Origin of the sequence: Veillonella sp. CAG:933 (assembly GCF_000431435.1) — a bacterium.
Classification (GTDB): Bacteria; Bacillota; Negativicutes; order Veillonellales; family Veillonellaceae; genus Veillonella_A.
Genome location: NZ_HF986206.1, coordinates 1 through 14,204 on the forward strand (window position 1 = coordinate 1; position 14,204 = coordinate 14,204).

A 14,204-nucleotide genomic window follows, 5' to 3' on the forward strand; every position below is an offset into this window, starting at 1 on the left:
TTTTACACACACTTTTTGTCCTATAACTCTAAAATTGTAATTTTGGCAAATAAAAAAGACCGGCCGAAGCCGATCTCTCAGTGTAGTTATTTATGCTTTAGTGACATTCGTAGCCTGTGGGCCGCGAGGTCCGTCAACGATTTCAAAGTTTACTTCTTGACCTTCGTTCAAGGATTTGAAACCATCTTCCTGAATCGCGGAGAAATGTACGAATACATCGCCACCGTCTTCTCTTTCAATAAATCCATAACCTTTTTCTGCACTGAACCACTTAACTTTACCGAGCATAAAAGACTCCTCCTAAAAAATCCCTGCATTAGAGTACTTATGGTACCCTTCAATAATGTTAGCACAGTAAGTATTAAAAAACAAGTTTATTATGCTGTATATGCATTATAAGTATACATACAATTATTTATGGCTCTATTATGCAAAATTAAACAGCTTGTTAATTATGAAGTAAAAATTTTTAACTATTGCCAGGCTGCAAACATCGACAAATACTGTGTTTAACAAGATTATTAAAACTTTTAATCAAAAAGTCATAAATTAATTTTCTAATATAAAATATAAAATAATCTGTCACAATTTAGTCATAAATAATTAAAATTTATTCATCTTGAATCATATAAAATAACGCCCTTAATTAAGGGCGTTATAAAGCAATTATAAAATTTTAGAAAGGAACAGTTGGGTACGTTCATTGGTCGGATGTTCAAATACATCTTTTGGAGTTCCTTCTTCGAGAATCTTGCCTTCATCAACAAAGAGAACGCGAGTCCCTACTTCCTTAGCAAAGCCCATTTCATGCGTTACTACAACCATGGTCATGCCTTCTTTGGCGAGGTTCTTCATAACATCGAGAACTTCACTTACCATTTCCGGATCAAGCGCCGAGGTTGGTTCATCAAAGAGCATCACTTTCGGCTTCATCGCGAGCGCCCTGGCAATAGCTACACGCTGCTGTTGCCCGCCGGACAATTGCTGCGGATACGAATCGGCTTTGTCCTGTAGGCCTACTTTGGCCAACAACTCAAGGGCGATTTTTTCAGCTTCTTCCTTGGACATCTTGCGAATCTTCTGTGGTGCCAAGGTAATATTATCGAGTACCGTCATATGCGGGAATAAGTTAAAACGCTGGAATACCATCCCTACTTCGGCACGCACATTGTTAATGTTTTCTTTAACATTTAAATTCATACCGTCTACGATAACATCGCCGGAGGTTGGCTCTTCCAAATAGTTCATGCAGCGCAACACCGTACTCTTACCGGAACCGGACGGTCCGATAATAACGACTACTTCCCCGCGTTCCACATGAAGATTAATCCCTTTAAGGACTTCGTTTTTACCAAAACTTTTATAAACATCAATCATCTTAATCATTTGATATTATATCTCCTTTCAAGGAATGCAACTAATTGCGAAATACTTAAGGTCATAATTAAATAAATAATCGCAACGGCTGTCCAAATTTCAAAGGATCCGTAAGTTCTGGCAATAATCAACTGACCGCGACGTGTCAATTCTTCAAAGCCGATAACCGATACTAAGGAGGTATCTTTCATCATGGCGATAAATTCATTACCAAGTGGCGGAATAATCGCTTTAAATGCCTGTGGCATCACGATATAGCGCATAGTTTGAGCCCAAGTGAGACCTAAGGAACGACCAGCTTCCATCTGGCCTTTATCGATAGACTGAATACCGGCACGGAAAATTTCGGAAACGTAAGCACCGGAGTTAATACTACAAGCCGTAACCGCAGCCACATATGGATTGATGGATTGTCCGATAACCATTGGCAAGGCAAAATAAATCATAAAAATCTGAACCAATAACGGTGTGCCACGGAACAATTCAACGTAACATTTAACTAATAAACGAACAATTTTAAAGCGTGACAAATTAGCCAACGCGGCAATCATACCGATGAAAAAACCGCAACCAACCGCCATTACCGTAATTTGTATCGTAATGACCGCCCCTTGTAAGAGAATCGGTATATTATCCCAAATTAAACTCCAATCGAAACTCATAACTAACCCTTTCCTTATAACTAATACTTACCAATCACTGTATATTCTCAAGCATCTTTTATTACCGAGTAATATATATACTGTTTTATATGCTTACGTCATTATATATGTATTTTTATACAATGTCAATAGTTATTTAATCATATTTTGGTAAGCCCGGGCTAATCGCTTCACTGCTTCAGTTAAGTCATCCGGTCCAAGGCCGGTAAAATTAAGCCGCACATAGCCTCGTTCCGGTTTATTTACAAAAAACGGAGTGCCCGGAATTACCAAAACCCCGGCTTTTATGGCATTTTGAAAAAATTCATACTCAGCCACATTTTCCGGTAAGGCCAGCCACAAAAAGAAGCCCCCTTCCGGCACGGTAAATGTGAATTCAGGCAACAATTGCTGCAAACCGGCTACCAACGTATCTCGTCGTTCCTTATATACCTTATTCATTGACGCCACGTGACCATCGTAAGAATATATATTCATAAAACCGGCCGCCAATGCATGATCCGGCAAGGAACTATGTATATCGGAGCATTCCTTAACCAAAGAAAGCTGCGTCATAATATCTGCCCGGCCTGCTACCCAACCGATTCTTAGTCCCGGGCTCAAGGTTTTAGACAGGCTTCCCATGAAAAGAACTTGTCCTTTCGCATCATAAGCACTAAGCGCTTTATGATATTTGCCGGTGTAGGTAATTTCACCGTAAGGATTATCTTCTAATATAATTACATTATATTTTACAACCAAATCCATAAACTCACGGCGTCTTTTATCAGACCAACAAAGGCCCGTAGGATTCTGATAGTCAGGAATTACATATATCGCCTTAATGGTGGAATCTGTTTCAAGAGACTTTGCCAATAACTGTAAATCCATGCCTTCTTCGTCACAAGGAATCCCCTTGAGTGAAGCACCCGTCATAGCTAAGCAATTCTTAGCGTCAATAAAAGTGGGATCTTCTACCAACACGGTATCACCCGCTTCTAAAAATAAGCGAGCTGCCATATCCAATGACTGCATGGAACCGCTGGTTACCTGAATTTGGCCGGCCTCAATATTAATGCCGTATTTAGTCATAATACGACTTAAATGGCGGCGTAATTCCAAACCGCCCAAACCGTCCCCATATTGTAGCACTTCACGCCCTTCTTCTTTAAATACTTTAGCCGCTACAATACTTAATTCTTCCACCGGGAATAATTCCGATGCCGGAACACCTTCACCGAGTGACAAAATGCCCGGCACCGTTTTAGCCTCATCCTTTAAGGCCGCAATGGCGGAACGCTCCAATTGAAGCGCCCGCTTTGCATATAATTTTGTGTAATCCATTTGTATCACCTGTCACTTAAGCCGAATAATTATTGAATGTCACCAAACCATTTTTGCTGTAATTTATCATATTCGCCGTTAGCTTTTAATTTTTCAAAAGCCGCATTCATTTTATCCAATAGCTCTTTATCATCCTTACGAACCGCAATAGCTACCGTATGATCTTGTAAGCCAACCGGTACAATTTTTAAATCTTTCATGTTTAATTTTTGAATGTAATATTTAGCTACCGGTTCATCGAGCATGGCAATCTGAATATTGCCGGCTTCTAAATCTTGAAGCATAGTGGTAATAGCGTCAAACTCTTTAACCGTTGTACCCGGTTTTTCCTGCGCCAACATAGCACCGGTAGTTCCGATTTGTGCGCCTACGGTTTTACCGGCAATATCCGCTTCACCGTTAACATTATTGGTATCTTGACGAACCACCATAACGAGTTTTACATGATAGTACGGTGCTGTGAAATTAACTTTAGCCTCACGCTCTTTTGTCACTACAAGGCCGGATGCAATAGCATCAATCTGTTTACTTTGCAAGGCTGGGATCAAACCATCAAAAGGAAGACTTACAAATTTTGATTCATAGCCCATTTCTTTAGCCAAGGCATTACTTAAATCTACGTCAAAACCTTTATAGGTGTTATCTTCGGCAAACTCAAACGGCGGATACGTAGTTTCCGCACCAAATGTAATTACCTTTTTGTCAGAAGCCGTGTCACTGCCGCAACCCGCTAAAACACCGGCCGCTAAACCCACTGCCATAAATAAGGTTAACCCTTTTTTCCAATTCATAATGTTCCTCCTCATTTCACAAAACATTGTGTAATAATACTACAATTTTATACTACCATGTAAATATACAAAAAGGTACTATGCTAAAATTTTAGCGCTTGTATTGCTAAATATTTTTACATAGTACTTCCTGTTGCTCAAATGTATTGGCTAAGGTAATTAGAGCACAACATTTAATTTAACGATTTGCCCTGATTTAATCAGTTACCGGACCATTCAGTCGGCATATCAGCAGGGGCATCAGTTTTGAACCATTTCTGGTAAATAGCGTTCAATTCGCCATCTTTCTTCATTTCGGCTAAGGCTTTATTTACAGCTTCCTGTAATTCTTTGTTGTTTTTAGCAAATGCGAAGCCAAAGTATTCTTTCGTATTAGGATACGGAATTACTTTTACATCACCTTGATGTTTAGATGCATAATATTGTGCTACCGGTAAATCAAGTACGGCTGCATCAACGCCACCTTTATTAAGTTCTAATAAGGCATCACTGCTGTGGTCAAACTGTTTCAATGTTGCATTGGCAATTTTGCCGGCTAAATCAGCACCGATGGTCCCCATCTGAACAGAAATGTTTTTGCCTTGTAAATCTTCTAATGTATTAATAGGCGAGTTACCTTTAACTACTACGGCCATACCGGATTCATAGTAAGGAGCGGCAAACAATACTTTTTCGGATCTTGCTTTCGTAATCGTCATACCGGAAGCCGCCATATCAATATCTTTATTGCCAAGACTTGGAATCAAAGCATCAAAGGCTACATTTTTGAACTGCACATCGGCGTTCATCTTTTTAGCAATTGCTTTTACCATATCGATATCGAAACCGGTTAAATCTTGGGAACTTTCATCCTTAAATTCAAACGGTACAAATGTCGCATTAGTACCTACTTTAATCACTTGTTTGCCATTGGCAGCTTGACCGCTGTTCGAATCACTGCCGCAACCGGCCACCAAAGCACCCATGGCTAATACCGCCATACCTGTTAACATAATTTTCTTCATCTTCTGTGTAAACATAATTCCATCTCCTACTCTTCTTCTTGTATAATCATGAATTCAAACTCTCTCTCAACTGAGTTTCTCTAATTGGTATGACATGATTATACATAACCTTGCATAAATAGTCAATAGCTAAATGTATAAAAATTCAGAAAATTTTGTATAAAAATAAAAGGCAGCCCGAAAGCTGCCTTTTTACATACGGCTGACCTGGTCTTTGCCCCCACACTCGCCTACTGGAAGGTTCGCTCCTAAGCCCGTGGCTCCCCACTACTACTCCTCTCGATTTTATCGGTAGGTCTTACATCTAAGCCGCACCATGCTCATAATGTCGTTGCACTACTTACGTGGATCGTTTTGCCTGCGACTGGCCTCGACTTTCAACCACAGACCCGTATGAAGAAATTATACGCAAAGAATTTTACTTTGTCTATATAAAAATGATATGGCAAAAATATTTATTTTCCTTGATACTTTAGGTTGTGAAAGTATTCAATCTTTACAATTCCTTTACTTACCGTATTCTCTTTTAGTTTCTCATAAATCAACCATACATCTTTCAATTTTTCAACAACTTGCTATACATAGATAGCAACGTCAACCTATACCAAAAAATTCCTAAATATTGTATAATGTGTTTACTTGTTAAATGGGGACACAAAGGGAAGGACTCAGTATTATGTTTATGTTATCTTTAATGCAGCCATCGGGCTTATATGAATTGGAAAAAGATAGCTTAGAAGCTATCAGTGCCCAGCTCCTGCAGATGATTCGCATGAAAAGCTACGAGCTATATACACACTCCATTAATGTAGCGAATCACTCTGTCAGCATTGCCGCAAAACTAGGGCTACCGGCCAACGAAATAGAACAAATCAGACATGGCGCATTATTGCACGACTTGGGTCTTATTATGATGCCCTCTGCGGTTTTAAAAAAAGCGCCATTCTTTAATCGTCAGGAATTATCTAAATATCGTCAGCATCCGGCAAACGGGGCAAACATGATTGAAAACTATCCATGTTGTCAATCGATTATCCCCTACATCCGATACCATCACGAGCGTTGGGACGGTTCCGGATTTCCTAAACACTTATGCGGCAGTAATATTCCACTAGGTGCTCGCATCATCGCCATTGCCGATTACTATGATTCCGCTATTAATCCGTCAACGGAATCCTGGTCTAAGAGTAAAAAAACGGCTAAACAGGAATTATTCAGTGGTTCCGGTATTTATTTCGATCCTGATTTAGTCAAAGCCTTTATTGAAATTATCGGCTAATACAATTAAACGCCATTATATTCGTTCATATAATATAAGCCCAATGACAAGAAACAGTTCTCGCTAAAGCGGGAGCTGTTTTTTTAATATTTACTCTTACATCACTGTAGAAATCTTGTATAATAATAACATCAATAATAATGTTATCTTAGGGAGATATATCAATGAACTATTATAATGATATAGAAGAAAGATTGGCTCAACAATATCTTACACTAGGCGTTGGCACCAATAAAATATGCACTGATTGTCACCAAGATTCAAATTTATCCATGCCTATTGGTTGCTGGTGTGTTGGGTCTAATTTTAATAACCACCAAAAGCGTATTTTATTCGTAGGAAAAAACGCCAGAGGTAATCCTGGCGCAATTGAAAATAATTTTCGTAATACCTTTCAATATGCCCGTGACAAGCTATGGAACAAACGCTGGGCATATTGGAGCTATACCCGCGCTATTTCGCAAAAAATATTCAAGAATGATTCTATTGAGAACATTGCTTTTACCAATATAGTAAAATGTAACAGTTCAGGAGGAGTAGATACTACTTCTGATTCTATAAAAAATAATTGTATATTAAAGTTAAAAGTGCTTCAAAACGAATTACAAATCATCAACCCTACACATATAATTTATTATACTTCCTATTTTTATGACAATTATATTCCTAATGTCTTTAACAGCTTTACTATTAATTACAATGGTATTAGGTCTATCGGAAAAAGAACAATGCCTTGGCAAGAAGCAATTGCGACTCTAGGCAAACAAACCTTTTATGTGCTTCGTGTCGGACATCCTCAATATAAGGAAAAAAGTAGCTTTGTTGACGAAATCTCTAATTGGATTGAAAATACTTGATATTAAACTACATAAATTTCTAATGGCCCCCAGCCAATGTAACCCCTACTATATTTTTAACCTTATACGTCTCTTTCAATACTTCCGCTGCCGATTCCAAGGTGGCTCCGGTTGTAAAAATATCATCCACCAACAAAATTGACTTACCTTCTAACTGACCGGACTTAACAAGAGGTTCCATCGCCTTAAACGCATTGACCATATTGGCCTTACGTTCCACACGCCCCAAGGAAAACATAGCCTGTGTAGAGTCAATCTTCTCCAAGCAATCCAGCCAATACCAACCAAGCCAACTTGCCCAATTTTTAAATAAAAGATCAACCTGATTATATCCTCTTATGACACGCTTTTTGGCACTGACAGGAATAGGCACCACATAGTCAGGCTTAAACGAAAGCTTGTGAACCGGGTCAACCATAAACGAATACAAAAAAGGAGTGGCCCATTTGACCCGCTCCTTTTTTCCGTGGAATTTAATATCTCCCAATATGCTTTTAAGTCCCTTGTCATAATGACCGATTACATAGACTTCGCGAAGTGCGAGACCATCCAAATCGGTAACGTGACGCACATCGTACAGTTCATTAAAACAAGCTTCGCACCATTCCCCGCGGTGCCATACTTCCGTACCGCAACCGGGACAGGTAGGCGGAAATACAAATTCACTCCAATGCATTAATATTCACTTCCCCTTAAGTGCATTGCTACAAATCCCCAAGCTGTTTCATTACAATGTTTTTCAGCTTATCTATTTATCAAAAATTATATCAGTCCCTGTAAACGTTCTTTAAATAAAGTATACCTTGTAGTACCGCTTTGTGTCGTTACGGCTCGTTGCACCGCCGATTTTGTGCCCACCAAAATTACTTTATTACGGGCTCGTGTCACGGCCGTATACAGAAGATTGCGTTGCAGCATCTGATGATAGGTCGGAATAAACGGAATAATGACCGTGCCGTACTCACTGCCTTGGCTCTTATGAACCGTAATGGCATAAGCAAGCATGAAGGAACTCATATCCTCCATCGGCACATGCACTTCTTTATCCATAAAGCGTATGCACACTTCTGTTTTTGAAATTGAAAAAATGACACCGATTTCGCCATTAAATACTTCCAATTCGTAATTATTCAGGACCTGAATAACTTTGTCACCGACACGATAGGTCTGGCCGTTAATTTTAACGGCACTGCGCGTAGCCACCTGTGGATTAACCGCTGCCTGAACCGTTTTAGAAATAGCTACACTACCGGCTCCCCCGCGGCGCATTGGTGAGATAATCTGCACATCCAGCTCATCATCACACTCAGCTAATGCTTCACGATACAAAGCTACCACACGATGCATCATGTCGGTCACACTGTGGACTTCAACAAATCTAAATTCACCTTCTGAAGTCAATTCCGGCATATCCCCTTTATTGATTTCATGGGCATTCGTTACGATACGGTTTCCCTCTTTTTGGCGGAAAATCGTATTCAAACGAACGGACGGTATAATTTGACTATCCAATAAGTCACGCAGAATAAATCCGGCTCCGATTGGCGGTAACTGATCCACGTCACCGACGATGACCACATAGGCATTTTCGGGAATAGCCGCTAACAGTGAATAATATAACTGAACATTTAACATGGACGCTTCATCCACGATAATGACATCCGCTTCTAATAAATCATCTTCGTTTTTAGTAAATTCATAAGAATCACTGCCCTGTATCGGCATCAACATACGATGAATCGTGGTGGCTTCATAACCGGTTGCTTCGGTAAGGCGCTTGGCTGCGCGTCCCGTCGGTGCACATAGAAGAATACGATTCTGCGGCGTCTGTTGGAACGCTTCCACCAAAGCTTGAATAATCGTTGTTTTGCCGGTCCCCGGACCGCCGGTAATTAGGGAAATTTTATTTTGTAAAGCAAGGGCTATGGCCTCTTTTTGAGCATCCCCCAGCTGCAATCCTTTTTTTACTTCAAAGCCGGCAATAAAAGATTCTAAATCGAGGGTAATCACATCGGAATCGGCCATGAGATTTTGCGTCAAATAAGCGGCGTCCGATTCGGCATTATAAATATTCGGCGAATAAATATAGAGTAAACCATCATAATCAGTGGCTACAATCTGACCAATGTCCAAAAGTTCTTCCAAGCGTGCTGCTACTTCATCGGCAAAACCGCCGAGCATATCAAAGACCATACCGATTAACTCATCGGCGGGCATACAGCTGTGACCGTTATCGCCAATATTCTTTAAGGTGTATAGAATAGCCGCCTCAATACGCCGCTCATCATTCGGTTCGATTCCTAAAGAATTGCGCAAAGTATCACACATAGAAAATGGGATTGAGCCATCTACTTCCATTAAGCGGAACGGATTATCTCGCAATACATCGATGGCCGCACCACCGTAAGTCGTATATAAAGTGCGGCTCCAACGCGAACTAAGGCCTGCTTTTTCCAGAAACCGATTGATTTCCTGAAGCAAACCTTCGCCGCGTAATGCATTATACAATTCTTCTTTTACACTTTTACGTAAACCGGGAACTTCCAATAAAGCTTCCGGATCTTCGGCGCGTAAGATATCAAGAAGGGCTTCCTCAAAATAGGCAATAATTTTATCCACCGACTTCTCGCCCAACCCTTTAACACCTAAATTGATCAGGTATTGCTTAGCGCCGTATAAAGTATCCGGTTTTAACCGTTCCAAGGTGGCCGCCTCAAATTGGCGGCCATATTTTTTATGCGTAATATAGCGACCGGATAGTTCCAAATCGTCCCCTTCTTTAGGGGCTTCTAAATTAGCTGTGCAAACAGTTCGTTCTTCATTATAATCTTCCAATAGAAACACACAGTAGGTATTGGTTTCATTCTGATAAATGAGCCGTTGCACAATACCTCGGAGCGTTTCCATTAGCGAACCACTTTAGGCAAAGCTTCTACGATTTGATCCACTGCGTCCGCAATAGTGCTGGCATTCTGCACTTTTACATGGCTGACTTTTTCATATAGTGGATAGCGCTCTTCGTAAAGGCGGAAAATATATTCAATACTTTCCTTCAATAATGGGCGAATTTCCATATCCAAATCATCGAGAATCTGGGTTACATCGCGATGAATAAACACCACAAAACCGGATTCGCGCATGAGTTTTACCGTATCTTCTGATAATACAGTGCCACCGCCGGTCGCAATAACAGCCGGCATTTTGTGATTTACAATGTCTGTAATAGCTTCAAATTCATCTTTACGGAATGCTTCTTCGCCATCATAAATAATAATATTCTGAATGGATTTACCGGTTTTCTCTTGAATCACCGCATCTAAATCGTAGAATTCCATCCCCTGATGTTGTGCCAAAGCCTTACCAACCGTAGTTTTGCCGGCACCGGGCATGCCAATCAAAAAGATATGCTGCTGCATGTGTTGTTTCTGACAAGTCTTGCTAATATCTAAAATAGAATTTACAAAGTTATTTACATAGCCTTTCAAATCACCGGCCTGTACATAGCTAAGAGATTTAGCCAATACTTCTTGCTCCCGTTCCGGTTCGTAAATTCCAATATTTTCCTGTTCTTTAATTTTGGCGATTTCCAAAATCACTTTCAAACGTTGTTCAAATGTCGTAATGAGAACTTTATCTAATTCATCAATTTTCTGACGTGCTTCTTGTAAATTCATAATAACCTCGTTTCTCATATAGCTGTGTCCAATAAGTATTGCCTATAGCTTCCAATAAGTATTGGGTTATATTTGGAGAAGAACATTTGTATCTTCTCATGCTCTTATATTTTACCATATTCCCCTGCATTCTTATAGCCTCTACCATGAATTTCCCATTGCGGCAAAAATAAACGCTTCAAATTTTAATCAACTCGGAAATTTCTTCCCACTTGATAATCACAAACTATATTTTTAAAAGAATACTTGATAGCAAAATGACCTGAATATCATCACTGCTTTTTACAGCCACCGAAGATACTCAGGTCATCATTTACATATTCAGCTATTATATACAATACGACTTTATATACAATACAACTTTATATGCAATACATCGTTATTTTAAATTTTCTTTTAACACATCTGCAATGCGTTGGATTCCGTCACGAATAGTAGCTTCGTCGTTGCAAGAATAATTGAGTCGGAAGAAATTGGTATTACCTTCCGATGTGAAAAATGCTTCGCCCGGTACGAAGGCAACTTTACGTTCGATACATTGTTTTAAAATATCACGAGATTTAAGCTGTTCCGGTAAGGTACACCAGATGAAAAGCCCTCCTTCAGGATAAGTATGGGTAACTTCCTTAGGGAAGAACTCATCAATAGCTTTAAGCATAGCATCACGGCGACTTTTGTACAATTTAATGATAGATTGTACATGCGCATCAAAATCGAAGTTTTGAAGCCAAGTTTCGCAAACACGCTGTGAAAACGGTGCTGTGGATAAGTCCATATTCTGTTTTAACAGATCCAGTTTTTCGATAAACAATGGATTGGCCGCAATCCAACCGAGACGGAAGCCCGGCGCAAAGGTTTTAGAGAAGGTCCCTAAAGAGCAAACCAGATTCTTCGTATCAAAGGTAGTTAAAGACGGTAAGTATTCCCCTTCATAACGAAGTTCACCGTACGGATTATCTTCAATAACCGGTACTTCAAATTCATCCACCACTTCCATGAATTCTGCACGGCGTTCACGGGTCCAAGTAATACCGGTTGGGTTTTGGAAGTCCGTAACGATGTAGATTAAGCGCACATCATGCGTTTCCAAAGCTTTGCGAAGTTCGGAAATAATCATCCCTTTACCGTCACCGGGGATTTCAACAAAATTAACCTGAGTCAAATTAAAAGCCGTAATGGCACCCAAATAAGACGGTTTTTCTACAAGAACCGTATCCCCTTTATTACAGAATAAACGACATAACATATCAAGGCCCTGCTGGGAGCCGCAAGTGATTAAAATATTGTCTTTCGTATACTGTGTTTTTACAATTCGATTCATGCGCTTCGCAATGCTTTCACGAAGCGGTTCATACCCCAATGATGGTCCATATTGCAATGCTTTACCGGCATCACCGTTCAGAACGAGCTCCGTAGCTTTCTTAATTTCTTCGGCCGGGAATGATTCCTCGGCCGGTAAACCGCCGGCGAAGGAAATCATATCGGGCTGCGCAATGAGTTTTAAAATATCTCCTGTATCTGAGTGTTTGATTGCATTAACCGGGTCTGAAAAACGTATAGCCATAATATAACCTCCTTAAAATATTGTGCTTTTTATCTTACTCTTATCATCGCAAAATGTCAACCAAAAGAATACATGAGTTTATCCTATGCGGATATTTTGTGATAAATTGTATTAAAAATTTTAATAAATTAGCTATTTTAAGAAAAACTTACCTGAATTTTAATAAGTATATACAAAAAAAACACCATCAAAGTTCTAAGCTTCAATGGTGTTCTTAAGAAATTTTATTTTATTTTTGTTTGAAAAAATCTTTGGCCGCTTGTTCATCAATTTTCATCTGCTTTATCAATTCATCAAGTGAATCAAAACGTTTCTCCGGACGTAATAACTTCCAAAATTCAACGGTCGCTTCATAGCCATAAACCATTTTATCAAAATTAAACAGATGGACTTCAAAACGATGGTATTGGTTTTCAAAGGTAGGATTATCACCCAAATTGCCAACCCCTTCGTACCACTTACCGTCAATAAATACGCGATTTACATAAACGCCGTCAGGTGGCAAAGTCAATTCCTTTGGATATAAAAAATTTAGTGTCGGAAAGCCGAGAATACGACCACGACGGTCCCCTTCAATGACAGTACCTTTGAACATGAAAGGACGACCTAATAAAGTATTAACCAATTCAAAATGGCCCACTTTGACAGCTTCACGAATTAATGTACTGGATACATGTTCCTGCACTTCATTACATTTAGCCAAAGTTAAAGCATATACTTGAATCCCTTTAGGCTCAACTAAGGCTTTAATCACATCCGGAGTGCCTAAGCCGCCGGCCCCAAAGGTAAAATTCTGCCCTACGACAAAGGCTTTAACTTCATTATGAACAGTTAAGGCCGCCACAAAATCATCCGCCGTCATAGCCAGCAATTCCTTGCTCATAGGCAGGCGTAACACATAATCAACACCTAAGTCGATTAATAGCTTCGCTTTTAATTCTTTTTGCAATAAAGCACTGGGACAACGTTCCGGTCTCAGGATATGCAAAGGATGTTGATCAAACGTAACCACAACGGTATAGGCCGCCTGCTCCTTTGCCTCCGCTACCGCCCTTTGTATAACCGTCTGATGACCTTTGTGAAGTCCGTCAAAAGTCCCCAAGGCATACACAATATTAGATTGTAATTGTTGTAACTCTGCAAAGGATGTTAAGATCTTCATACATTAATCCTATTAAAAAATATTTTTAACTACTTTTAAGCCTGTGTCAGTACCGCTTACAATACCGAAAAAACCGGCATCATTATAAGCACGATATAACCGGTCAACTTCACCATGAAAACCGTCTATTTTAGTATACGGCCATTGCTTACCTTGTTTCAAGGCTATAAAGCCATTTTCTGAAACATTTACGGGTTGTAAATGCATCAATGCCGAATCGGTAGCACCTACAAGGGCTTCACCTTTTTCAGCCAATTCTTCCGCCGTAACCGCCTTGTCGATGGTATATTCACCAACCGCAGTGCGAGCCAGTTGTGTCATGGTAGCCGGAATACCGACTCTAGCCTCTATATCGCGCAGCAAAGCACGAATATAAGTACCAGCGGAACAAGTAACGCGAATGGTAAAATACGGATAGGCATAGGCCAAAAGAGTACATTCCGTAATTTCAATCGTTCGAGCCGGCAAAGTAAACTCCACACCTTCACGAGCCAATTCATAGGCTCGGCGG

Annotated in this window: 13 protein-coding genes and 1 pseudogene; 2 read left to right on the forward strand and 12 right to left on the reverse strand. The window is 39.9% G+C overall.

Features of this window, described 5'->3' with window-relative positions; translation table 11 throughout:
* Positions 1 to 90 precede the first annotated feature (90 nt).
* The 6 genes from QZL64_RS07500 to QZL64_RS07525 all read right to left on the reverse strand — a co-directional run bounded on the left by QZL64_RS07500 (position 91) and on the right by QZL64_RS07525 (position 5,172).
* A complete protein-coding gene (locus QZL64_RS07500; protein ID WP_006556860.1) occupies positions 91 to 288 on the reverse strand; it encodes a cold-shock protein in 198 nt (65 codons plus the stop codon).
* 378 nt (positions 289 to 666) lie between these two features.
* Positions 667 to 1,386, reverse strand: coding sequence for an amino acid ABC transporter ATP-binding protein (locus QZL64_RS07505; RefSeq protein WP_021841390.1), 720 nt, complete (start codon positions 1,384 to 1,386; stop codon positions 667 to 669).
* Positions 1,383 to 2,039 carry an amino acid ABC transporter permease gene (locus tag QZL64_RS07510; RefSeq protein ID WP_021841391.1) on the reverse strand — a complete coding sequence of 219 codons (657 nt, stop codon included), beginning with the start codon at positions 2,037 to 2,039 and terminating at the stop codon, positions 1,383 to 1,385. The genes QZL64_RS07505 and QZL64_RS07510 overlap by 4 nt, the downstream gene beginning before the upstream one ends.
* Positions 2,040 to 2,171: 132 nt before the next feature.
* Positions 2,172 to 3,362 carry an aminotransferase-like domain-containing protein gene (locus QZL64_RS07515; RefSeq protein WP_021841392.1) on the reverse strand — a complete coding sequence of 397 codons (1,191 nt, stop codon included), beginning with the start codon at positions 3,360 to 3,362 and terminating at the stop codon, positions 2,172 to 2,174.
* Positions 3,363 to 3,391: 29 nt separating this feature from the next.
* On the reverse strand, positions 3,392 to 4,153 hold the full coding sequence (locus QZL64_RS07520) for a basic amino acid ABC transporter substrate-binding protein (RefSeq protein WP_021841393.1): 762 nt from the start codon (positions 4,151 to 4,153) through the stop codon (positions 3,392 to 3,394).
* Positions 4,154 to 4,353: 200 nt separating this feature from the next.
* Entirely contained in the window at positions 4,354 to 5,172 is an 819-nt protein-coding gene (locus QZL64_RS07525) for a basic amino acid ABC transporter substrate-binding protein (protein WP_021841394.1), read from the reverse strand.
* Between the two features lie 661 nt (positions 5,173 to 5,833).
* Here QZL64_RS07525 and QZL64_RS07530 point away from each other — a divergent pair.
* Together QZL64_RS07530 and QZL64_RS07535 are read left to right on the forward strand one after the other, a co-directional pair.
* Positions 5,834 to 6,436 (forward strand): HD-GYP domain-containing protein, encoded by a 603-nt coding sequence (locus QZL64_RS07530; protein WP_021841395.1) that lies wholly within the window; start codon positions 5,834 to 5,836, stop codon positions 6,434 to 6,436.
* A gap of 164 nt (positions 6,437 to 6,600) precedes the next feature.
* Positions 6,601 to 7,293, forward strand: coding sequence for a hypothetical protein (locus QZL64_RS07535; RefSeq protein WP_021841396.1), 693 nt, complete (start codon positions 6,601 to 6,603; stop codon positions 7,291 to 7,293).
* A 19-nt stretch (positions 7,294 to 7,312) separates the two neighbouring features.
* On the opposite strand, the gene QZL64_RS07540 is transcribed toward QZL64_RS07535, so the two are convergent.
* From QZL64_RS07540 to QZL64_RS07565, 6 genes and pseudogenes are all read right to left on the reverse strand, one after another.
* Positions 7,313 to 7,969, reverse strand: a complete 657-nt coding sequence (locus QZL64_RS07540; protein WP_021841397.1) for a ComF family protein — start codon at positions 7,967 to 7,969, stop codon at positions 7,313 to 7,315.
* An 86-nt stretch (positions 7,970 to 8,055) separates the two neighbouring features.
* Complete coding sequence (recD2, locus tag QZL64_RS07545) at positions 8,056 to 10,200, reverse strand: SF1B family DNA helicase RecD2 (protein WP_021841398.1); 2,145 nt, start codon at positions 10,198 to 10,200, stop codon at positions 8,056 to 8,058.
* Positions 10,200 to 10,967, reverse strand: a complete 768-nt coding sequence (locus QZL64_RS07550; protein ID WP_021841399.1) for a shikimate kinase — start codon at positions 10,965 to 10,967, stop codon at positions 10,200 to 10,202. The genes recD2 and QZL64_RS07550 overlap by 1 nt, the downstream gene beginning before the upstream one ends.
* Before the next feature lie 379 nt (positions 10,968 to 11,346).
* Positions 11,347 to 12,531, reverse strand: a complete 1,185-nt coding sequence (locus tag QZL64_RS07555; RefSeq protein WP_021841400.1) for an aminotransferase-like domain-containing protein — start codon at positions 12,529 to 12,531, stop codon at positions 11,347 to 11,349.
* Positions 12,532 to 12,760: 229 nt separating this feature from the next.
* Positions 12,761 to 13,693, reverse strand: a complete 933-nt coding sequence (gene ribF, locus QZL64_RS07560) for a riboflavin biosynthesis protein RibF (protein WP_021841401.1) — start codon at positions 13,691 to 13,693, stop codon at positions 12,761 to 12,763.
* Positions 13,694 to 13,705: 12 nt separating this feature from the next.
* Positions 13,706 to 14,204, reverse strand: a pseudogene (locus QZL64_RS07565) (pseudouridine synthase); the annotation flags it as partial.

Bases quoted from the DNA above. Each gene is read 5' to 3' on its own strand.
- QZL64_RS07540 (WP_021841397.1), bottom strand. From the start codon at position 7,969: ATGCATTGGAGTGAATTTGTATTTCCGCCTACCTGTCCCGGTTGCGGT.
- QZL64_RS07525 (WP_021841394.1), bottom strand. From the start codon at position 5,172: ATGTTTACACAGAAGATGAAGAAAATTATGTTAACAGGTATGGCGGTA.
- QZL64_RS07515 (WP_021841392.1), bottom strand. From the start codon at position 3,362: ATGGATTACACAAAATTATATGCAAAGCGGGCGCTTCAATTGGAGCGT.
- QZL64_RS07500 (WP_006556860.1), bottom strand. From the start codon at position 288: ATGCTCGGTAAAGTTAAGTGGTTCAGTGCAGAAAAAGGTTATGGATTT.
- recD2 (WP_021841398.1), bottom strand. From the start codon at position 10,200: ATGGAAACGCTCCGAGGTATTGTGCAACGGCTCATTTATCAGAATGAA.
- QZL64_RS07520 (WP_021841393.1), bottom strand. From the start codon at position 4,153: ATGAATTGGAAAAAAGGGTTAACCTTATTTATGGCAGTGGGTTTAGCG.
- QZL64_RS07510 (WP_021841391.1), bottom strand. From the start codon at position 2,039: ATGAGTTTCGATTGGAGTTTAATTTGGGATAATATACCGATTCTCTTA.
- QZL64_RS07530 (WP_021841395.1), top strand. From the start codon at position 5,834: ATGTTTATGTTATCTTTAATGCAGCCATCGGGCTTATATGAATTGGAA.
- QZL64_RS07505 (WP_021841390.1), bottom strand. From the start codon at position 1,386: ATGATTAAGATGATTGATGTTTATAAAAGTTTTGGTAAAAACGAAGTC.
- QZL64_RS07535 (WP_021841396.1), top strand. From the start codon at position 6,601: ATGAACTATTATAATGATATAGAAGAAAGATTGGCTCAACAATATCTT.
- QZL64_RS07555 (WP_021841400.1), bottom strand. From the start codon at position 12,531: ATGGCTATACGTTTTTCAGACCCGGTTAATGCAATCAAACACTCAGAT.
- ribF (WP_021841401.1), bottom strand. From the start codon at position 13,693: ATGAAGATCTTAACATCCTTTGCAGAGTTACAACAATTACAATCTAAT.
- QZL64_RS07550 (WP_021841399.1), bottom strand. From the start codon at position 10,967: ATGAATTTACAAGAAGCACGTCAGAAAATTGATGAATTAGATAAAGTT.